General features: G+C 36.0%; 20 protein-coding genes and 1 tRNA gene. 7 read left to right on the plus strand and 14 right to left on the minus strand.

Going from position 1 to position 19,989, the window contains the following annotated elements; translation table 11 throughout:
- Positions 1–632: 632 nt before the first annotated feature.
- Positions 633–706, minus strand: a tRNA-Met gene (locus B5488_RS03205).
- A 181-nt stretch (positions 707–887) separates the two neighbouring features.
- Here B5488_RS03205 and B5488_RS03210 point away from each other — a divergent pair.
- Both B5488_RS03210 and B5488_RS03215 read left to right on the plus strand, forming a co-directional pair.
- A complete protein-coding gene (locus tag B5488_RS03210; RefSeq protein WP_079733949.1) occupies positions 888–1,277 on the plus strand; it encodes an START-like domain-containing protein in 390 nt (129 codons plus the stop codon).
- Positions 1,278–1,328: 51 nt separating this feature from the next.
- On the plus strand, positions 1,329–2,174 hold the full coding sequence (locus B5488_RS03215; RefSeq protein WP_079733950.1) for an aminotransferase class IV: 846 nt from the start codon (positions 1,329–1,331) through the stop codon (positions 2,172–2,174).
- Here the strand turns inward: B5488_RS03215 and B5488_RS03220 are convergent.
- From B5488_RS03220 to B5488_RS03240, 5 genes are all read right to left on the minus strand, one after another.
- Positions 2,171–2,731 (minus strand): YqgE/AlgH family protein, encoded by a 561-nt coding sequence (locus tag B5488_RS03220; protein ID WP_079733951.1) that lies wholly within the window; start codon positions 2,729–2,731, stop codon positions 2,171–2,173. The two genes, B5488_RS03215 and B5488_RS03220, sit on opposite strands and share 4 nt — an antisense overlap.
- Before the next feature lie 121 nt (positions 2,732–2,852).
- Positions 2,853–3,125 carry an HU family DNA-binding protein gene (locus B5488_RS03225; RefSeq protein ID WP_006990442.1) on the minus strand — a complete coding sequence of 91 codons (273 nt, stop codon included), beginning with the start codon at positions 3,123–3,125 and terminating at the stop codon, positions 2,853–2,855.
- 185 nt (positions 3,126–3,310) lie between these two features.
- Complete coding sequence (gene fmt, locus B5488_RS03230) at positions 3,311–4,258, minus strand: methionyl-tRNA formyltransferase (protein ID WP_079733952.1); 948 nt, start codon at positions 4,256–4,258, stop codon at positions 3,311–3,313.
- Positions 4,258–6,159, minus strand: coding sequence for a RecQ family ATP-dependent DNA helicase (locus B5488_RS03235; protein WP_079733953.1), 1,902 nt, complete (start codon positions 6,157–6,159; stop codon positions 4,258–4,260). Before B5488_RS03235 ends, fmt begins: the two co-directional genes overlap by 1 nt.
- Before the next feature lie 10 nt (positions 6,160–6,169).
- Positions 6,170–6,703, minus strand: a complete 534-nt coding sequence (locus tag B5488_RS03240) for an AAA family ATPase (protein WP_079733954.1) — start codon at positions 6,701–6,703, stop codon at positions 6,170–6,172.
- A gap of 84 nt (positions 6,704–6,787) precedes the next feature.
- Here B5488_RS03240 and B5488_RS03245 point away from each other — a divergent pair, with 84 nt between their 5' ends.
- The 3 genes from B5488_RS03245 (at position 6,788) to murA (ending at position 9,344) form a co-directional block, all read left to right on the plus strand.
- On the plus strand, positions 6,788–7,081 hold the full coding sequence (locus tag B5488_RS03245; RefSeq protein ID WP_079733955.1) for a DUF493 family protein: 294 nt from the start codon (positions 6,788–6,790) through the stop codon (positions 7,079–7,081).
- A gap of 285 nt (positions 7,082–7,366) precedes the next feature.
- Positions 7,367–8,014 carry a DUF4290 domain-containing protein gene (locus B5488_RS03250; protein ID WP_079733956.1) on the plus strand — a complete coding sequence of 216 codons (648 nt, stop codon included), beginning with the start codon at positions 7,367–7,369 and terminating at the stop codon, positions 8,012–8,014.
- A 16-nt stretch (positions 8,015–8,030) separates the two neighbouring features.
- Complete coding sequence (gene murA / locus B5488_RS03255; RefSeq protein WP_079733957.1) at positions 8,031–9,344, plus strand: UDP-N-acetylglucosamine 1-carboxyvinyltransferase; 1,314 nt, start codon at positions 8,031–8,033, stop codon at positions 9,342–9,344.
- Between the two features lie 202 nt (positions 9,345–9,546).
- Here murA and B5488_RS03260 read toward each other — a convergent pair whose 3' ends face one another.
- Positions 9,547–11,007: a nicotinate-nucleotide adenylyltransferase gene (locus B5488_RS03260; protein WP_079712403.1), complete on the minus strand. Its 1,461-nt coding sequence runs from the start codon at positions 11,005–11,007 to the stop codon at positions 9,547–9,549.
- A 105-nt stretch (positions 11,008–11,112) separates the two neighbouring features.
- Here B5488_RS03260 and B5488_RS03265 point away from each other — a divergent pair, with 105 nt between their 5' ends.
- Both B5488_RS03265 and B5488_RS03270 read left to right on the plus strand, forming a co-directional pair.
- Positions 11,113–11,874, plus strand: coding sequence for an MBL fold metallo-hydrolase (locus tag B5488_RS03265; RefSeq protein ID WP_079733958.1), 762 nt, complete (start codon positions 11,113–11,115; stop codon positions 11,872–11,874).
- Position 11,875: 1 nt separating this feature from the next.
- Positions 11,876–12,376 carry a hypothetical protein gene (locus tag B5488_RS03270; RefSeq protein WP_079733959.1) on the plus strand — a complete coding sequence of 167 codons (501 nt, stop codon included), beginning with the start codon at positions 11,876–11,878 and terminating at the stop codon, positions 12,374–12,376.
- Here the strand turns inward: B5488_RS03270 and B5488_RS03275 are convergent.
- From B5488_RS03275 to B5488_RS03305, 7 genes are all read right to left on the minus strand, one after another.
- Positions 12,373–13,032 (minus strand): alpha/beta hydrolase, encoded by a 660-nt coding sequence (locus B5488_RS03275; RefSeq protein ID WP_079733960.1) that lies wholly within the window; start codon positions 13,030–13,032, stop codon positions 12,373–12,375. The genes B5488_RS03270 and B5488_RS03275 overlap by 4 nt on opposite strands.
- Positions 13,033–13,359, minus strand: coding sequence for a DUF4870 domain-containing protein (locus tag B5488_RS03280; RefSeq protein WP_079733961.1), 327 nt, complete (start codon positions 13,357–13,359; stop codon positions 13,033–13,035).
- A 42-nt stretch (positions 13,360–13,401) separates the two neighbouring features.
- The gene (locus B5488_RS03285; protein WP_079733962.1) at positions 13,402–14,652 is read right to left on the minus strand and encodes a dihydroorotase; all 1,251 of its coding nucleotides are present in this window, start codon (positions 14,650–14,652) and stop codon (positions 13,402–13,404) included.
- Positions 14,653–14,708: 56 nt separating this feature from the next.
- Positions 14,709–16,634 (minus strand): BatA domain-containing protein, encoded by a 1,926-nt coding sequence (locus B5488_RS03290; RefSeq protein WP_079733963.1) that lies wholly within the window; start codon positions 16,632–16,634, stop codon positions 14,709–14,711.
- Positions 16,635–16,677: 43 nt separating this feature from the next.
- A complete protein-coding gene (locus tag B5488_RS03295) occupies positions 16,678–17,880 on the minus strand; it encodes a GAF domain-containing sensor histidine kinase (RefSeq protein WP_079733964.1) in 1,203 nt (400 codons plus the stop codon).
- Between the two features lie 67 nt (positions 17,881–17,947).
- A complete protein-coding gene (locus tag B5488_RS03300; RefSeq protein ID WP_079733965.1) occupies positions 17,948–19,159 on the minus strand; it encodes a sensor histidine kinase in 1,212 nt (403 codons plus the stop codon).
- A gap of 60 nt (positions 19,160–19,219) precedes the next feature.
- Positions 19,220–19,984: a TIGR02757 family protein gene (locus tag B5488_RS03305; RefSeq protein ID WP_079733966.1), complete on the minus strand. Its 765-nt coding sequence runs from the start codon at positions 19,982–19,984 to the stop codon at positions 19,220–19,222.
- Between the last annotated feature and the right edge of the window lie 5 nt (positions 19,985–19,989).

A 19,989-nucleotide genomic window follows, 5' to 3' on the forward strand; every position in this document is an offset into this window, starting at 1 on the left:
TTTGATGCTTATACAGTTTCAGGATTTAGAATTAGGGAGGACTTATAAAAAGGGAGCGTAGGGACCGGCTTTATGCAGTCTGGACTAACTTCTAAATCATGGTATTTTGCATTACAAAAAAGGTAAAGACAGTGGAGGCAGGGGAGTGGGTTTAACTTAATATGGGAAGTATTAAAGTAATTTGAAAAGGAAAAAAGAATAATAAATGGAATTCCAAACAAGCGGGCTTAATCCAAAAATTATAAGTTGTAATGAAGTTTCTCGATTTTATATCGGGTTAGCGAAATGGAAATGTGTAATTTTTGGATTGTGTCCAAGACTTTTTAGAGAAGCTCTTTGCCATGAATGAAGCTTTTCGCGGAATGTAGGGGAATGTGCTGACTGGGTAAAAAATAAATCACAAGACTTATTAAAAGTTAAATTAGGTTTATTTTTTAATAAAGCTCTATGGAAAATTGCTGAATAACTTTTAAAATTTACATTTAAATTGAATTTTCCGAAAATTTGAAATTAAAAGAGCACAAATGAGAATAAATAAAATTTACGGATTAAAAGATTCTTTTTCTGTACCTATTCTGTACCCATCGCATAAAAAAAAGGCCTTCAATTTCTTGAAAGCCTTATTCTATTTGTAGCGAGAAGGGGGCACGATCCCCTGACCTCCGGGTTATGAATCCGACGCTCTAACCAACTGAGCTACCTCGCCATAACTCTTGTAAACTGCCTATTGGCCTGACTTTACAAGCATTCTTACTAATTGTGAATGCGGGTGCAAATATATAAACATTTTGTATTGACACAAACATTATTTTCTAAAATATTTAATTTGTTTTCTTTTTATCTTTCTAATTAATATCTATATTGCCCGAAACTAATTAAATCTAAAAATGGAAGATAAGATAAAGTACGAAATGGAATTTCCCATTCAGGCTTCTCCTTCATTGTTATACCAATATATTTCAACCCCTTCTGGACTAAGTGAATGGTATGCAGATAATGTAAATTCACGGGGCGAATTGTTTACTTTTATTTGGGAAGGAAGTGAAGAGAAAGCCAAATTGGTAAGCAAAAAAAGTGATGAGCGCGTAAAATTTAAATGGCTTGATGATGAAGATACTCCATATTTTTTCGAGATAAGAATTCAGGTAGACGAAATTACCAAAGATGTTTCTATAATGATTACCGATTTTGCCGAAGATGATGATGAAATTGAAGAAGGCAGAATGCTTTGGGAAAATATGATCTCAAACCTTAAACAGGTGCTTGGATCGGCTTAATAATCCTAAGATAAATATTACCTTTGCCCCGTTCTAAAACGGGGCTTTTTTATGATAAATTTAAACGGAAATTTAGTAGAAGATAACCAGGCATCACTTTCGGTAACCAATCGGGGATTTGCCTATGGAGATTCAGTATTTGAAACCATTCGCGTAATTAGTGGTAAAATAATGTTCTGGGAAGATCATTATTTTAGACTAATGGCTTCGATGCGTATTATGCGTATGGAAATTCCGGCAAATTTTTCTCCGGAATTCCTCGAAGAAGAGATTTTAGATTTGGTAAAAGAAAACGGCCTGGATACCACTGCAGCCCGTGTAAAATTTTCTGCATATCGAGAAGAAGGCGGCTATTATAGACCTGCAACCCGTGAAATAGGATTTATAATCACTACAGAAGAACTTGCTGATGCGTTCTATTTGTTGAATGAAAATGATTATGAGGTAGAGCTCTTTAAAGATCATTATGTTACCAGCGGTTTATTTTCTACAATAAAATCGAATAATCGCGCAATTAATGTGCTTGGAAGTATTTTTGCTTCTGAAAACGGATATGAAAATTGCTTCCTGATTAATGAAAAGAAGAATGTGGTTGAAGCCTTAAATGGTAATTTATTCCTTGTAAAAGGCGATAAAATAAAAACACCTCCGCTAACCGATGGTGCTTTAAATGGGATAACCCGCAAGAAATTGTTGGAAATAGTTAAAGATTTACCAAATCTTATCCTGGAAGAAACTTCAATTTCTCCATTTGAACTTCAAAAAGCTGATGAATTGTTTATTACCAATGTAATTACAGGAATTCAACCGGTAACAAAATATCGTAAAAAGAAGTTTGATAATAAAGTAGCAAAAGACCTGCTTTCAAAATTAAACGTGAAAGCTAGACTGGGTTAGTTGTAGCTGGGATTTTCTGGCGCATTAGACCATAAAATGTATTCTCCGCCAAGTTGCATCATTTTATCTTTCCAGAAAGAGCGATAAGGGCGCTCTATAATGTCTTTCGCGTTTTCATTTGTAGTAACAATCCAGGCATGGGAGTTTAATTCTTCATCCAGTTGGTTGGCATCCCAGCCCGAATATCCTAAAAAGAACCGTATCTCTTTCTCACTAATTAAATCCTGATTAATGAGTTCTGTAACCACATCAAAATTACCACCCCAGTAAATGCCATTGGCAATTTCTACGCTTTGCGGAATAAGATCGGGAATTTTGTGTATAAAGTAAAGATTATCCTGTTCTACCGGGCCGCCGTTGTAGATTTTAAAATTTGAAGAAAGTTCGGGAACAAGATCTTTTAAGGTAAAGTCTAATGCTTTATTAAGTATAAAACCCACAGAACCCGCTTCAGTATGATCGGCAAGCAAAACAACAGAGCGGTTAAATGCTACATCTCCAATTATAGAAGGTTCTGCTACCAATAGATGGCCTTTGGTTGGTTTTAAAGCAATCATTTTAGCATGTTTTTATCTAAGCTACCATTAATTTGAAAAAAAATCAAATTAATACTTATATTATTTTCATTAAAAAAGCCCCCCAAATGGGAGGCTTTCAATCTTTTACTAATATAAATTATTAGTTTACAGCTTTTTGTAAATCTGCACCGGCCTTAAATTTAACTACATTTTTAGCAGCAATTTTAATGGTTTTTCCGGTTTGTGGGTTTCTTCCTTCACGGGCAGCTCTTTTAGAAACTGACCAAGATCCAAATCCTACTAGAGAAACACGATCACCTTTTTTAAGAGACTTTTCTACGTTTTCCAAGAAAGATTCTAAGGCTTTTTTTGCAGCTGCTTTTGAGATTCCAGCGTTTTCAGCCATTGCATCAATTAAATCTGTTTTGTTCATAATTTGAATTTTAAATAAATTGTTGGTTAAACATTCTGTTAAATTGCTTTACAAATTTATATGGAATTCTCGGCCGTGCAAGTAATATCAAGGGAAATGCAGGATTTTGTTAATAAGTCGGCCATTTTGTTAATAAACAAGTCAAATTTTAGTTGATTTTTATCCGTTTCAGCAACCATAAGGCCTTAGCGGAATTTTGCCCCTTCAGAAAAATTATATCCGTTTAAAAGTGATTTTACATCCATTTTACGCTTTCCGGGAAGTTGTAATTCTTCAACAATTAAATAACCGCCCTGTGCGGCTACCTTTAGCATTTTATCTTCAACAATTATACTTCCATTTTCTAAAGAATGACTGGCATTTTCTTTTTTACAGTCATAGATTTTTACTTTTTCTTCTTTTTCCTCGTTAAACAAAATGCACCAGGCCGCTGGGTAAGGGTTTAGCCCGCGAATTAGGTTGTGAATTTCATCTAAAGAATCGTTCCAGTTAATCTTTGTGTTTTCCCGATTTAACTTTGGTGCATCTTTTAATAATTGATCAAATGGCTGTGGGGTAGGGGTGAGATTGCCTTCTTCTATAAGCTCCAGGGTTTCTACTACCACTCCAGACCCTAGTTCCATTAGCTTATCGTGCAGGTCGCCTACGCTTTCTTCAGGAGCTATATCAATTTCCTTCTGAAGGATCATCGCCCCGGTATCAATTTTTTCATCTAAGAAAAAGGTTGAAACGCCTGTTTTTGTTTCATTATTAATAATTGCCCAGTTTATTGGCGCAGCACCGCGATATTGCGGAAGCAGGGAAGCGTGAAGGTTAAAAGTGCCGAATTTTGGTAAATTCCAAACCACTTTTGGTAACATTCTAAAAGCCACCACTACCTGCACGTTAGGATCAAGGGCTTTTAGTTCTTCAATAAAAGTTTTATCTTTTAAATTGGTTGGTTGCAAAACATTTAAACCTTTGCTTACCGCGAATTTTTTCACCGGACTTTCCTGTAATTTTCTTCCGCGCCCAGCGGGTTTATCGGGTGCGGTAATTACACCAACTACATTATAATTGGCGCCTAAAATACTTTTCAGGCTGGCCACGGCAAAATCTGGCGTGCCCATAAATACTATTCTCAATGAACTCATCATTTATTTATTTTGTAAATATTCCCGGTTTTTCGGGAAATTAATTCTTTGTCTATTAATAAGCGTAACACTTCTAAAACCTGTTCTTCGGGGTAATTTATGGCTTCGGTAAGTTGGCGGGAAGAAGCATCAGAGGTTTTTAAAGTTTTTATTATCTCTCTGTAAATCTCGTTTTTTAATTCCCTGGTTAAAGGCGCAGCTTGTTTTTGGCAAACAGAACAAATTCCGCAGTTTTCAACTTTTTCTTCCCCAAAATATGCGAGTAATTGCTTGCTTCTGCAAATCTTATCGTTTTCGAGATAGGCTAAAACCGAATCAATTTTTTCCTTTTTAGATTTATTATGTTGCTTTATATAAGGTGCCAGCGGAAAAATAACCAAATCATCTTCTCGTGGAACCAAAAATAATACGGTAGCATCATGTTCAGCAAAAACATATTCCAGTACCTGGTCTTTTTCTAGCTCTTCGAGAAACTTAAGTGCTTTTTTTTGATCCAGGTTAGATTTCTTGCAAACCGAAGCCAAATCTATGGCTGTTTTATTTTCCAGGATTCCGCCGTAGGTTCGTAAAAGTGCTTTTACAAAACTTTCGTATTTCTGATTTTGTTCTAAATAATACTGAAGTTGCTTCCCCGAAATTGTAAAATGAATACTGGTTTTTTTATGAAATTCCTTTGAAAGTTTCAGTACGCTGCACCTATCTAAAAGCTGAAGCACCTCGTAGGTTTTTGAAAAGGGAAGTTCGTATTGAGCACAAAATTCAGAAAAACTAAAATTGTGTTCGGTTTCTTCACCTTCGCCATAAGCGATCCTGAAATAGGTATTCAGCTTTTTATAGACCAGTTTTACATCTTCCAGTTGCGGTAAATTCGCCAGAAATTGATTTTTTAAAACCGGAATATCTCCTTTATTGGTAAGCATCGTAGTGACAGCTTTTTCACCATCTCTCCCGGCACGACCGGCTTCCTGGAAATAACTTTCTAAAGATTCGGGAAGGTTTAAATGAATTACCTGCCTAACATCTGGCTTGTCTATTCCCATTCCAAACGCCGTGGTAGCCACCATGATGTGATGCTTGTTTTCTAACCAATTATTAAGCCTTTTGGTTTTTTCTTTAGGTTGTAATCCACCGTGAAACGCATCGGCTTTATGACCTTTTTTATTTAATAAATCAGCGATTTCCAAACTTGCTTTTCGGCTTCGCACATAAATGATCGCGGCTTCATTTTTATTATTCAATAATTGATATAGCCGATAATATTTGTCTTCAGCTATTAAAACATTGTAGGCAATATTAGGCCGATAAAACGAATCTTTTAGAATTTCAATATTTTCTAATTCCAGCTCTTTAGCAATGTCTTTTACCACTGCCGGTGTTGCCGTGGCTGTAAGTGCAATAAATGGTGTCCCGGGTTTTAAATCTTTTAAGAGCGAAATATTTCGGTAAGCAGGTCTAAAATCGTGGCCCCACTGGGAAATACAGTGTGCTTCATCTACCGCGATTAGGTTTACATTCATCAATTTAATACGTTCCTGTACCAGATCTTGTTGTAGCCTTTCAGGAGATAAATAGAGGAATTTATAATTTCCGTAGATGCAATTATCGAGAGCGGCATCAAGATCGCGAAAAGCCATCCCGCCGGTAAGAGCCATTGCTTTGATACCTTTTTGTTGAAGCGCATTTACCTGGTCTTCCATTAAAGCTACCAATGGGGAGATTACGATACAAATTCCCTCCTGCATTAAGGCCGGAATTTGAAAACATAGTGATTTCCCGCCGCCGGTGGGCATTAAGGCCAGCACATTTTTTTGCTTCAGGAGTTTTTCTATTACAGGTTCCTGTAGCGGCCTGAAGGACGAATGTCCCCAGTATTTTTTTAATATGTAGTGCGCGTTGTGCAAATAGCCTGGATCAAATTTGATTTAAAATAAATGTGGTTCTGTCCGTTATCGAGGTTTTTGGAACTACAATAGGGGTGTACCCGTAAGTTTTATAGGTTTCAAAAAGATATTTAGAGATTAGACTTGCCTCCTTAAAAGATTCGTAGCGTTCGTTATCGCTTTGGTAAATTTCTTCCCAGGGTGGTAAAAAGAATATTTTATCATAAGAATATTCTTTGCAAGCATCGGTAAAATAAGAGGAATATTCGGTTTTAAAATAATCCATATAAGCAAGCACATCGGGGAGACCGCGATCTATAAAGATAGTGGGAGTAGGAATCATATCGGCTTCACGATGCTGAATTTTTCGGCCTTCCAGCAGTTTTTCGCTAAAGAGCAAAGGTTTTTCAAGGAATAATTGATCTATTCCCTGTTTTTGGGCTTCTAAAGTTACCTGTCTGGAAATTTCATGAAGACATTCATGACCATGTTTTTCCAATTGGCGGATTATAGAAGATTTTCCGGTACCGGGACCGCCGGTAATTACTATTTTCTGTTTTTTCACGCTGCAAATTTCGACATTTGAAATTGATTATAAAAATGTATGCAATCCATGTATCTTTGCAGCCTAAAATTAAGTTAGAAAATTATGAGTGGAACGAAAGATCAGGAAGAGTTTTATAACAAATTAAGAGCTCAATTACAGGATACATCCCTTTGGCCATCTGAGTATCTCTATAAATTTATAGTTCCTGCAAAATCGAATCAGGTGAAAATTATTGATGAGATTTTTAATAATATGGGAGCGGTTATTACTACTCGAAAATCTAAAAAGGGAACTTATATAAGTACATCGGTTAATGTACGAATGAAGAATCCCGATGCTGTAATTGAAAAATATAAAGAAGTGGCCAAAAAAGTAGAAGGTGTAATCTCTTTATAATCCACCAGGATGTTTAATTCACCATCATAGGCTTGCCCCAATTGAAGGAGTAATTTTACGAACCATACCTAAAGGGCCTGCCTGGAAGTTCTGAATTTTTAATTTCTCAAAATTTTTATCTATCCCGATAATATTTAGTATTTTGCAGCGATTAACTTCTACAATAAATAACCTCTGGGGCAAGCCTATGAGGCATTAAATGGAAGATTTTTTTGATTTTGAGCCTGGCCTCAAAGTATTTAAGTCTCGATTATCGAGTAAAGTATCATCTTATAAATTTCAATTTTGACACACGCATTAGAATATAACTCCGAAAGGAGACACTTAATTATTCCCGAATATGGAAGACATCTTCAAAAAATGGTGGAAGAAGCCATTGAAATTGAAGATGATAAAGAACGTAACCAGGTTGCAAAATCTATTATTGCCGTAATGGGTAATATGCAACCGCATCTTCGTGACGTACCCGATTTTCAGCATAAATTATGGGATCAATTATTTATAATTAGTGATTTTAAGCTTGATGTAGAATCACCTTTTCCTAAACCAACCCGGGAAATGCTGGCAGAGCGTCCTGAAATGTTGGGTTATCCTCAAAATTTTCCAAAATATCGTTTCTACGGAAATAATATTAACCGAATGATTAATGAGGTTAAAGACTGGGAAGAAGGCCCTTTAAAAGAAGGTTTGGTTTTAACGATAGCCAACCATATGAAAAAATCTTACCTTAATTGGAATCGTGATACTGTAGAAGACGAGATAATTTTTGAACATCTTCGGGAACTTAGCGGCGGGAAAATTAATTTAAAAAACGCCGATGAAGATCTTAGTGACGCTTCCAGCCTTATTAGAAACAAAAAGAAGCACACCGGTAAAAACAATAATCCTAAAAAATCCAACCGCAAAGGTGGGGGTGGCCGTAAGCGCTACTAAATAATATTTTACTTTCATGGGAACTTTCCAAATTGAGGGCGGGCAGAAACTTAGTGGCGAAATTCAACCACAGGGAGCCAAAAATGAAGCCTTGCAAATTCTTTGTGCCGTATTATTAACTTCAGATGAAGTTGTGATTAATAATATTCCAGATATCCTGGATGTGAATAAATTAATTCAGCTTCTTGAAAATCTTGGAGTTAAGATCAAAAAACTTGGAAAAGGAAGTTATTCTTTTAAAAGTGATGATCTGGATTTAGATTATTTAAGTAGTGACCAGTTTAAAAAAGACGGTAGTGGTTTACGAGGATCAATTATGATCGTAGGACCATTACTCGCACGATTTGGGAAAGGATTTGTACCAAAACCAGGTGGAGATAAAATTGGTAGAAGAAGACTTGATACGCATTTTGAAGGTTTTATTAAACTGGGTGCTAAATTTAGATATAATAAAGAAGAACGTTTTTACGGCGTTGAAGCTCCAAATGGGCTAAAAGGTGACTATATGCTCCTGGAAGAAGCTTCTGTTACCGGTACCGCCAATATTGTAATGGCAGCTGTTCTTGCTGAAGGAACTACTACCATTTATAACGCCGCCTGCGAACCTTATTTACAGCAACTTTGTAATATGCTGAATTCAATGGGTGCAAAAATTAGGGGCGTAGGTTCTAATCTCTTAACTATTGAAGGAGTAGATTCTTTAAAAGGTTGTGAGCATAGAATTTTGCCTGATATGGTTGAAATTGGCTCCTGGATTGGGATGGCAGCGATGACCAAAAGCGAAATTACCATTAAAAATGTTCGCTGGGATATGTTGGGCATTATTCCAACAACCTTTAGAAAATTAGGAATTACTATTGAACGTAAGGGAGACGATATTTTTATACCTGCACACACTAATGGTTATGAAGTGCAAAGTTTTATAGATGGTTCTATAATGAATATTAGCGATGCTCCCTGGCCTGGTTTTACGCCAGATTTATTGAGTATTGTCTTGGTGGTTGCTACTCAGGCTCGCGGAAGCGTACTTATACACCAAAAAATGTTTGAAAGCCGATTGTTCTTTGTTGATAAATTGATAGATATGGGTGCGAAAATCATTTTATGTGATCCACACAGGGCTACGGTAATTGGGCACGATTTCCAGTCGCAGTTAAAAGCTACCACGATGACTTCGCCTGATATTAGAGCCGGAATTTCCTTACTTATCGCAGCACTTTCAGCTAAAGGAACTTCTACTATTCATAATATTGAACAAATAGACCGGGGTTACGAAAATATAGACGAACGCCTTAAAGCACTGGGTGCTAAAATAGAGCGGGTGGCTTAAGCAATCAATTAAAAACATATAAAAGAGTCTTTCTAAAAGACAGGCTTTCGTCAAGCAAGAACTTGTATCAGCTTCTAACATGTTTGGAATCACAAATAACTTAGATCCTGAAATAAATTCAGGATGACGCTAAAAATAAGCATAAAAAAATCCGGATTAATATGAATCATCCGGATTTTTTTATGCTGAAAAACTTCAGAAACTAAACTTCTGTTTTAGCTTTTTTCTTATTCTCTTTATAATGGAAAAGATTATGTTCTTTAATCATTTTCGTGGTTTTTTCAGGAAGCATATCTTCCCAACCTTCTTTTCCTTCGCTAATCATTTGTAGCACTTCTCTAGAGTAGACGTCCAGAATTTCAGGATTATAATTTTCAATATCTTCAACTCTTCCGTTATATTTAAAGAATTTATACAATTCTTTCATTCTAGGATGAACTTTTAGATTATCGCTGGTAGTAATTTCCCCGGTTTCAGAATCTTTAAGCGGGTAGAGGTAAACCTTAAGATCTTTAAAGAATAATTTACCAAAAGCTTCCAAAATACCACCGCTTAAGTGTCTGTAATATTTCTCATCAAATACATCAACCAGGTTATTTACGCCCATAGTTAAGCCCATACGTTGCTTAGAATATCTTGAGAAATATTCAACTACACGATAATACTCCTGGAAATTAGAGATCATTACGGTTTGGCCCAGGGAGCATAAAAGTTTTGCCCGGTCCATAAAATCGCGTTCATCAATTTCACCTTCGGCCCTAAGATTAGAAAGGGTAATTTCAAAAATCACTTCTGTATTTTCTTTTTCTACCTTGCTTTCTTTCAGGAATAGTTCAAGCGAACGCTCATACATATCCATATTTACCTTGGTAACGGGTCTAAAACTTCCGCGTAGCGCAAGAATATTCTTTTTATAAAGAATTTTAGCAGGAAGTACGTTATTACCATCAGGAGCAAACATTACGGCATCTGTCATTCCGTTTTTAACAAGTTGTAAACTCATTAAACGGTTATCTACACCTTCAAATCGCGGTCCGCTAAAGTTTATGGTATCTATTTCTATTTGATCTTTGTCTATATGATCGTAGAGGTAACGTAAAAGTTTCTTAGGATTATCATATTTGTAATAAGCGCCATAAATAAGGTTTACGCCAAGTATTCCAAGCGTATTTTGCTGATGGCGTGCATCGTTTTCATGAAATCTAACGTGCAGGCTAATCTCGTTATAATCTTCTTCAGGACTCACCTGGTATCTAATTCCTACCCATCCGTGACCTTTATATTTTTTTGCAAAATCTATAGTAGCAACGGTATTGGCATAACTAAAGAAAAGTTTATTTGGATGTTTTTCGCGGGAAATTCGTTGTTCTATTAGGCCAATTTCGTGGGAAAGCATCTTTTTTAATCGTGCCTCAGTTACATATCTCCTGTCATTTTCAACTCCGTAAATAGCATCACTAAAGTCTTTATCGTAGGCACTCATTGCTTTTGCGATAGTACCTGAAGCGCCACCGGCTCTAAAAAAATTTCTTACAGTTTCCTGGCCGGCACCAATTTCAGAGAAAGTTCCGTAGATATTTTCGTTTAAATTAATGCGAAGTGCTTTGCTTTTTATAGAAGGAACATTTTCAAATTCCTTATCGCCCATTATTGTAATTGGCATAATTTTTCTTTTATGTGTGATTTCTTTTTTGCGTATACCAAAGGTACTAAAATCGGTAAGGTATTGAAAAAAAATATCTTTACTTTTGCCTAAAACACAGAATTCTTGGAAGTAATATTTTTAGGTACAGGCACCTCACAGGGAATCCCTATTATAGGCAGTAAACACCCGGTATGCCTTAGTGATAACCCCAAAGATAAACGCTTGCGGGTGTCGGTATTGGTAAAGTGGGAAGGATATAATATCCTTATTGATTGTGGTCCCGATTTTAGGATGCAAATGCTTGCAAACCCTGTAGAAAACCTTGATGCCATTCTATATACCCACGAGCATAACGACCATACTGCAGGTTTAGACGATATAAGGCCTTTTTTCTTCCGCCAGGGAGATATTCCGGTTTTTGCTCATAAAAGAGTGCTGGAATCTCTTACAAAGCGATTTAACTATATATTTACTTCAACAAATAAATATCCCGGCGCGCCAGGTGTACAGGAAAATGAAATTGTAAATGAAGCTTTTTATTTTAAAGATTTAAAAATCACTCCCATAGATTATATGCACAACCGCCTTCAAGTCTTCGGGTTTAGACTTAAAGATTTCGCTTATCTTACCGATCTTAAATCTATTAAGGAAGAAGAAGTTCAAAAACTGGATGGCGTAAAGGTTATGGTAGTAACCGCTCTAAGAATTGAGCCGCATCATTCTCATTTAAACCTCGAAGAAGCATTAGAATTTATTGCACGGGTGAAGCCCGAAAGAGCTTATTTAACCCATATTAGCCATTTACTGGGTTTTCACGATGAAGTGCAGAAGCAACTTCCCGATAATGTGTTTGTGGCTTACGATAACCTAAAAATCACTATTTAAGATGCGTAAAAATATATTGCTTTACCTCTTTATTTTTTCTCTTTTGTTTACCATTTTTATTTATGTAAACGACAAAAAAATTCTCGATGCCCGGGATGCGAAAATTCAGAGTTTAAAAGCAGAAGTTGAAAGACTTGAATCAGAAACAGATTCTGTTGCGGCTTTAGACGAAAATAGCGGTTATTTTTCTTTGATGGATAACGAAGATGCAATGACTTATTTTGAAAATAAAGGAATTGAAGCTGCCGAGGTTCTTGAAGCTATAGAAAATGAATTAATGAACCAGAATAAGGTTGATATTGATAATTCTTATGTGCCTTTTGAGGGTATGGAAGGCGATATGCATATCAATAAAATCAAGGTTTTAAACCATAAATGGGTAATTGCTGATTTTACCGATGGTACCTACTGGGGCGAAGTGTTTTTCACCTATTTTATTGATGAAGATGGAAATCCCGAACTAATTGCCGAAAAGTCTTTTATTTATCCCGCAGCAAATTAAATTCGCTCTTTAAGCCATTCTCGTAATTCAAAAAAATTCTGTGGAGCTACCCCGTGACCTACCGGAAATTCTGAATAGCTATTTTCAATGTTTAGCTGATCTAAAATTGGTTTGCTTTTGCGAGCCCATTCTATAGGAATCACCTGGTCTACAGATCCGTGAGAGCAGTAAAAGGATAGTTTAGAAAAATCGTTTTTATCATATCCTGGTTTCAAAATTCCTTTATTAATATAACCACTTAGCGCGATTATATTTTTAATCTTTTCAGGGTAGGAGAGGGCTACTGCATAACTTAAAATACTGCCCTGGCTAAAGCCTAAAAGCGTTACGTTTTCAGCATCTAAATGGTAGGCTTCAATCGCTTCCTCTATAAATTTGGCAATTAAATCCCGTGATTCTTTGGCCTGCTCATCGTCGCTGAATTTACCGTCCTGGTTATCCCAATGAATAGCATACCAGGCGTTTCCATAAGGTTGCATTGCGTAAGGCGCTTTTACCGAAATAACGAATAATTCATCGGGTAATTCTTCAGCAAAAGAGAAAAGATCGTTCTCATCGCTGCCATAGCCGTGAAGCATAATGAGCAATGCTGGCTTTTCAGTTTGGGTTTTCGGTTTTCTAATAAGGTGGTGGAGAGAAAGTTCTTTGGTATTCATTTAATTTATTGTACTAAACCATTTTTGAAAATATGTACCTAAAATCGGCACTTCTTTTTGTTCGCCTTGTATCGCAGTCACCAGGCCATAAATACCCAAAACCGCAATAAAAATATAAAAGGCCGATGAAATTAACCAGCTGTCAAATAATCCTACTAAAACCCCTAAAACATAGAAAGTCACGTGAATGCCAAAGGCCTGCCTAATGTGAAATGAAGCAAACGGATTTTTATGCTCGTTGTTCATAAAATAGGCGATAATAGTACCAATAATTGTAAGGTAAGCCACAATAGCGGGGGTTTTTCCTTCTTCAGCAACAGTTTTCATAGTAGTTAATTATTATACAAAGGTATTAAAATAAGAACGGAATTATAAACCAAAATTCCCCGCTTTGGTAATTATTCCCAAAGCTTTTCCTTTTAGTTGATGCCCTTTAAAAATACTGTTTTTTGAAGTCGAAAAAATATGGGCGTCGGTAAAGTCATATTTTTCATTCGGAATAAATAAACTTAAATCAGCAGGATTTCCTTCTTTAATTTCGATGTCTTCCACGCTAAATCTTTGTTTTCCATTTGAAAGCATTTCAACAACTTCTTCGGTAGAAAAAATGTTGTTTAAAGCTCCAAAAGCAGACTCCAATCCAATAGTACCATAAAGTGCATTATCAAATTCAACTTTCTTATGCTCAGTATCCATTGGGCTGTGATCGCTAGTAAGCATATCTATGGTTCCGTCTTTTAAACCTTTTATAAGTGCTTTTATATCTTCTTTGGTTCTTAATGGCGGTAAAACTTTAGCATTGGTATCAAAATCTTGTAAGAGTTCGTCGGTAAAGCTCAAGTTATGAATAGCTACACTACAGCTAACATCTAATCCTTTCTTTTTAGCTTCCCGAATTAAAGAAACCGATTTTTTAGTGGAAATTGTAGGAATATGCAGTTTTCCACCGGTATATTCCAGAAGATATAGATCTCGCGTAATTTGCAATTCTTCGGCCAGGTTGGGAATTCCTTTTAATCCCAGCGAAGTACTGTTTTGTTCCTCGTTTACCATTCCCTTGCCGGCAATACGATCTTCCTGCGGAAAAGATTGCACTAATCCATCAAAATTCTGAGCATATTGAAGCGCTATTTTTAGCAAATTTGGATTTTTCACAGCACGTTTATAATCTCCAAAAGCAATGGCGCCTCCCTGTTTCATATCATAAAGTTCGGCAAGATCTACGCCTTCACTTTTAATAGTTAAAGCTCCTGTAGGAAACATTTTAACCGGGTGATGCGCTGCCTTTGATTTTACCGAAGTAATCGCCCCGTTATTGTCAAGAATCGGATAAGTATTGGGATTTAAAACAATACTGGTAAATCCGCTTTTTGCTGCGGTATCCAGGCCGTTAGCAATAGTTTCCCGCTCTTCAAAACCGGGTTCTCCAAAACTCACACTACTATCAAACCAACCCCGGGAAACGTGAAGATTTTCTTCAGCAATCACTTTATCGGCTTTGGTCGTGATGTCTTTTCCTATTTTTTTAATAATCCCGTCTTCAATTAAAATATCCAGCTTTTTATTGTTGTAAGCTGAGTGTTTATCTATGATTGTAGCCGATTTTAAAAGTAGTTTCATCTATTTATAATTTTGATCCCAATCTGTTGCTAATTACAATTCTGGTAAAATACTGGTCATTTAAGATATTTTAAGAGGAGCATTTCTGCGCTTAAAAATATCAGTGCAAAAATAACAAAGCATTTCCAAAGCTCGTTGCTTTGCCCGGCTGCTTTTATTTCATTAAAATAAGAACCTATACTAGAATGTATTTCTACGTTTTCTGTTTCCTGCGGAATAGTATATTCCAGTTCGCTTTCTACCCTGGGCGAGTTAAAACTTATGTAGCCCTGGTTTTCGTTTTTATATTCCAGCGAATAATTTCCTGAAGCTATTTCCAATCCGGAAGTTAAGATTTCCAGATTGTCGCCCAGTACACGTTGCTGAGGAATAAAATCTTCAGTTTCTGAAACAATGTGAACCACCTCGTCCTGTTGCGTTTGAAGCTGAATTTTAATCTCATTTTCCTTCCCCGTTTCGTAATAAAGATCTGGCGTTTTTAAAGCGGTAAGACCCATATTATAAAAAACCGGAACGATTAAGGGAGAATTTCTAAAATTAGAATTTTCGGGATTTAAGGCTGCCGAGAATAGAAATACATTATCCAGTTCCAGTAAAAAACCGGAGTTATTTTGAAATGAAATCACCTTATTCCCATGTTGCATATTATAATAAGTCTGCACCTTCGGATAATCGAAATTATCAATTCTTTCCTCAAAAACACCGGTGAGCAAAGGATGATCAAAAGCGAGGTCGGTTATTAAAGTTTCCTGGGTTTTTAACTCAGAGAATGTAGGGGCATTTATACGGTTAAGTAAATTATTATAAGAACTTTTATCTATACTTTCTGAAGGAATAATTACCAGTGGTACCGCATTCTTTTGAAGGTTTAGAAGGTTCGATTCTAAAGCGCCAGACACTACTTTCAGCTCATTAAGAATCACCAAATCGGCATCGTTTAGTCTATTGAAATCAAGCTGATCTATTTCAAAAATAGTAGTATTAAATTCAGGTGGGGTGAGGATGCGGCTAAGAAAAGTGGCATCTTTACCCTGGCTTATCCCTACCACCTCGGCCGGTTTAAGCTTATTCAGACTAAAAAAAAGCGAATTATCGTATGCCAAAGAGGCGTCTTCAATTTTTATAATTCCGTTAGAAATTTCTTCAGCATTAATCTTAAAACTGGTTTCTGAATTTTGATTTTCTTCAAAATTCACGGCTGTTTTTGCTAAAAGTGCTTCGCCATTATAAACCGAAATACTCACAGATTCTGAAACTTCTGCTGTACTACTCAATAGAACTTGCAAACTAATTTCAGAAGTTTCACGATTGCTTATAAACACTGAATCTAAACTGATATTCTGAGTATTTTCGGGAATCGCTGGAATAATATGATAATTTAAATTGGAAGCATTTGATAATTCCGCTGTATTTAGATTCTGCTGAAAATCAGAAATAAAAATAAGATTTTTATTTCCGGTAGAATTTTTTAGAAGTTGCTTTGCTCTTAAATTCAGCGTATTAAACTCTGAAGAATTTTCTGCAAAATCGAGGTTTTGGAGTTCGGTGATTAATTCTTCCGCAGAAAGATTTCGAAATTCAGTATTATGAGTAAAAAAGCTTATTTCTTCGTTTTCAGGAAGGTTTTTAATCAAATCCTGAACAGCGGCGGAGAGCAATTCGCCATTTTGCCCCGTGGCCTGCATACTGTAAGAATTATCTAGAAAAATAAGCTTATCGCTTTGGGCGGATTCAGGATTTTTGGCAGGGAAATATGGTTGGGCAAATGCCAAAATTAAAGAGGCTAACATTAGCATTCTAGTCACTAAAACCAGCCATTTCTTTAACCGCGAACTTTTTCGGGTTTGCCGAATAACTTTTTTTAGAAATTTTACATTGGTGAAATCTTCTTTCTGAAAACGGCGTAGTTGAAATAAATGAACAGCCAGCGGTATGAGTAGTAAAAACAGGGCATAAAGTAGTTCCGGCTGTTTAAATTCCATAAAGCTTTAAAAAGTTTTTCAAATATATGAAATGGAATTTAAGCTAAGGCCGTTTAATTTTGAATTTAAAAGTACTGCCTTTACCTTTTTCAGAAAACACTTCAATACTACCATTCATTTGTTCTATATGTTTCTTTACCGTAGCAAGGCCTATGCCGCTGCCGGGATTGCCATACCTATCTTTTGCATCCAGCGTGGCAAAAAGTTGAAAGATTTTTTCTTTATCGTTTTTAGATATTCCTATACCATTATCGCTTATTTCAAAACCATAATAAGTTGCAGTGGTTTTAAAACTAATAGCTACTTTTCTAACTTCCCGGGTATTATATTTTAAAGCATTACTTATTAAATTCATAAACACCTGGCTTAGCGCAGCTTTATTTATATTTTTAAGATGACCTTCACTAGGGTAAGTAATTTCTACATTTTCTTCTAATTTATAAAGATCGGTAATTCTTTTTAAGAGGGTAGGGAGGTGCACATCTTCATAGTCTTTTTCTAAAACGTGATCACTGCGATAAAAACTTAGAATTCCATCTACATAATTTCTAAGGGAATAAGAAGATTCTACTAAAAAGTCGAGATATTGTCTACTTTGTTCATCAAGTTTTTCTTTGTTTTCGTCTTTTAGCAATTCGGTTAAAGAAATAATATTAGCGAGAGGAGATTTAATATCGTGTGAAACCAGGCTGGCAAATTTTTCCAGTTCTTTGTATTTCTGTTTTAATTTTCGCTGTACGTGTTGAAGTTTTGTTTTGTGCTTTCGCGATTCAAACAAATTCATACTTTGGTTGGCTAAGGCCATCAAAGATTTTTTCTGATCCTGGTCTAACTTCCTGATTTTTGTATCAAAAATGCAGAAAACTGCGATGGCGTGGCCGTTAGCATTTAAAAGTGGCACCCCTGCATAAAAATGAAATTCCTGATGGTAGATATTTTTTGCGTTTTCAAAAAATTCAGGATGTTCCTGGCTGTTTATAATAAAGATTTCTTCCCCTGCGTTTATCGCATGTTCACATAAGGCATTTTCTCTGGGGATTTCGGCCAGTTGAGTACCATAAGCCGATTTATACCAAATATTAGTTTTACCAATAATGCTAATTTTTGCTACAGGAACCTGGCATATCTTTGCCGCCAAAAAAGTTAGTTGATCGTAATCTTTGTCTTCTCCCGATTTAAAAATTGCATATTCAGCAAGTGCTGCCCTGCGTAATCTCTCATTTGAAGAAACTTTTTTTTGCTGCATACTTTTTGGCTGTTAGTACAAGAAGATAAAAAAAATTCTTCGAATTTCGATGAAAAACCCTTACTATTTAAGCTTTTCGCTTAATGGAAAAAGTAAAACGTGTACCTTCTCCTACTTCCGAATTTACCTTTAGGTTTCCGCCTAAATTTCCAACCAGTCTTTTTACGGTAGAAAGCCCAATACCATTGCCTTTATTGCCGGCACGGTCACTTTTGGCAACCGTAGTAAAAAGTTTAAAAATATCGTCTTCCTTCTCCTTAGGAATACCTATACCATTGTCCTGTATGCTGAAGTAATAAAAATCGGGGTTTTGGGAGAACTCAATATCAATAATTATTTTAGGCTTGTCGTTGTATTTTAGGCTGTTTCCTAATAAATTTAAAAATATTTGTTCCAGGGCGGCACGGTTAGAACTTATAATGGTGTTATCTTCTGGCAGGTTAATTACACAATCTTCAGTAATATTTAAAAGATCTATGATCTCTTCCAATAATTGGTTTACGTCAAATTCTTCATTCTTAGAGGCGGCAATATTATCGCTCTCATAATGATCTAATATTCCATTGATATACCCGCTAAGTCTTAATCCGGCCTGTTTTAGATTTTGGAGATAATCTAAACCTTCTTCTCCAAGTTTGCTTCCAAACTTAGCTTTCAAGATATCTGCAGTAATAATCATATTCGCCAGGGGCATTTTCATATCGTGAGAAACCACACCGGCAAAATCTTTTAGCATTGCATTATGCTCGTTAAGTTGCTTTTTAATATTCTCCAGGTAATCGTTTTTGCGTTTTAATTCCAGAAGTATTTCTACCTGCTTGGCAAGTGATTTTAAGGCATTTTTTTGTTCCTGACTTAATTTATTCGGTTTTGTATCAATTACGCAAAGCGTTCCCAAAACCATATTATTATGGTTTTTTAGGGGCATTCCGGCGTAATAGATAATGGGCTCGGTTTTGGCAAGTACGAAGGGATTATCTACAAACCGAACATCTAATCGGGTATCTTCAATTTCCATTAATTGTTCAGGCTCTAATATGGCGTGACTGCAAAACGAAATATCTCGTTCTGATGTACACATATCGGTACCATACTTAGATTTAAACCATTGTTCGTGTTCCCCCACCAGGGAAATTAAAGAAATTGGAGTTTTGCAAATAAAAGAAGCTAATTGGGTGATATTATCAAATTCCTCCTCGGTAGGACTATATAATATGTTTGCCTCCTCAAGCGCATTTAATCGTTGGCTTTCGTTATCGGGGATGGCAGGTTTCAACATATATGGCAAATTGTATTAAAACAAATTTAACAAATTTAAGTGAGACTTGTTAGATTTTTACTAATACTTTTCGAACACACCCAAGCCAAATAATGCAAAATCATATTTAACGGGATCTACTGGATCCAGCTTCCTTAGCGAGATATCCAACTCATTTAAAGCTTTGGCATCATTGGCTTTTCGCTTTAAGAGTTTTAATTTTCTCGCCACATTTCCAGAATGTACGTCTAAAGGGCAGCTTAATTGCGAAGCATCGAGTTTTTCCCAAAGACCAAAATCTACACCGGCCTGGTCTTTTCTAACCATCCATCGCAGGTACATATTTATTCGTTTTGCCGCAGAATTTTTAAGCGGATCACTAACGTGTTTTTGCGTTCTGGATGGATGAGGAAGTTCAAAAAAAACTTTCTTGAATTCGTGAATCGCCGGTTGAAGGGAGGCTTTTTCAGCATTTTGAGTAAAAATACTTTCAATACCACCGTGATGCTTGTAGATGTTTTTTAAAGCTGAAATAAAATAAATAAGATCGGTTTCGTTAAAAGTACGGTGAACAAATCCCGTTAGACTTTCTAAATCACTTTCAGAATGATTTAAAATGAAATCGTGCGGACTGCGATCCAGCATTTCCATTAAACGATTTGCATTTTTTAGAATGCTTTTTCGATTTCCCCAGGCAATTGTTGCTGTGAGAAACCCTGAAATTTCAATATTTTCTTTTTTACTGAATTGATGCGGAATTTGAACAGGATCTGATTCTATAAATTCTGGCGTATTGTATTGCTCTACTTTAAAATCGAGAAAAGATTTGAGTTCACTTTTTTTCAAACTGC

Origin of the sequence: Salegentibacter salegens, from assembly GCF_900142975.1 — a bacterium.
Taxonomy (GTDB): domain Bacteria; phylum Bacteroidota; class Bacteroidia; order Flavobacteriales; family Flavobacteriaceae; genus Salegentibacter; species Salegentibacter salegens.

Excerpts from the sequence above, each read along its gene's own strand:
- B5488_RS03210 (WP_079733949.1), top strand. The coding sequence starts at position 888 with ATGGAAGATAAGATAAAGTACGAAATGGAATTTCCCATTCAGGCTTCT.
- B5488_RS03215 (WP_079733950.1), top strand. The coding sequence starts at position 1,329 with ATGATAAATTTAAACGGAAATTTAGTAGAAGATAACCAGGCATCACTT.
- B5488_RS03220 (WP_079733951.1), bottom strand. The coding sequence starts at position 2,731 with ATGATTGCTTTAAAACCAACCAAAGGCCATCTATTGGTAGCAGAACCT.
- B5488_RS03225 (WP_006990442.1), bottom strand. The coding sequence starts at position 3,125 with ATGAACAAAACAGATTTAATTGATGCAATGGCTGAAAACGCTGGAATC.
- fmt (WP_079733952.1), bottom strand. The coding sequence starts at position 4,258 with ATGAGTTCATTGAGAATAGTATTTATGGGCACGCCAGATTTTGCCGTG.
- B5488_RS03245 (WP_079733955.1), top strand. The coding sequence starts at position 6,788 with ATGAGTGGAACGAAAGATCAGGAAGAGTTTTATAACAAATTAAGAGCT.
- murA (WP_079733957.1), top strand. The coding sequence starts at position 8,031 with ATGGGAACTTTCCAAATTGAGGGCGGGCAGAAACTTAGTGGCGAAATT.
- B5488_RS03260 (WP_079712403.1), bottom strand. The coding sequence starts at position 11,007 with ATGCCAATTACAATAATGGGCGATAAGGAATTTGAAAATGTTCCTTCT.
- B5488_RS03270 (WP_079733959.1), top strand. The coding sequence starts at position 11,876 with ATGCGTAAAAATATATTGCTTTACCTCTTTATTTTTTCTCTTTTGTTT.
- B5488_RS03275 (WP_079733960.1), bottom strand. The coding sequence starts at position 13,032 with ATGAATACCAAAGAACTTTCTCTCCACCACCTTATTAGAAAACCGAAA.
- B5488_RS03280 (WP_079733961.1), bottom strand. The coding sequence starts at position 13,359 with ATGAAAACTGTTGCTGAAGAAGGAAAAACCCCCGCTATTGTGGCTTAC.
- B5488_RS03285 (WP_079733962.1), bottom strand. The coding sequence starts at position 14,652 with ATGAAACTACTTTTAAAATCGGCTACAATCATAGATAAACACTCAGCT.
- B5488_RS03290 (WP_079733963.1), bottom strand. The coding sequence starts at position 16,634 with ATGGAATTTAAACAGCCGGAACTACTTTATGCCCTGTTTTTACTACTC.
- B5488_RS03295 (WP_079733964.1), bottom strand. The coding sequence starts at position 17,880 with ATGCAGCAAAAAAAAGTTTCTTCAAATGAGAGATTACGCAGGGCAGCA.
- B5488_RS03300 (WP_079733965.1), bottom strand. The coding sequence starts at position 19,159 with ATGTTGAAACCTGCCATCCCCGATAACGAAAGCCAACGATTAAATGCG.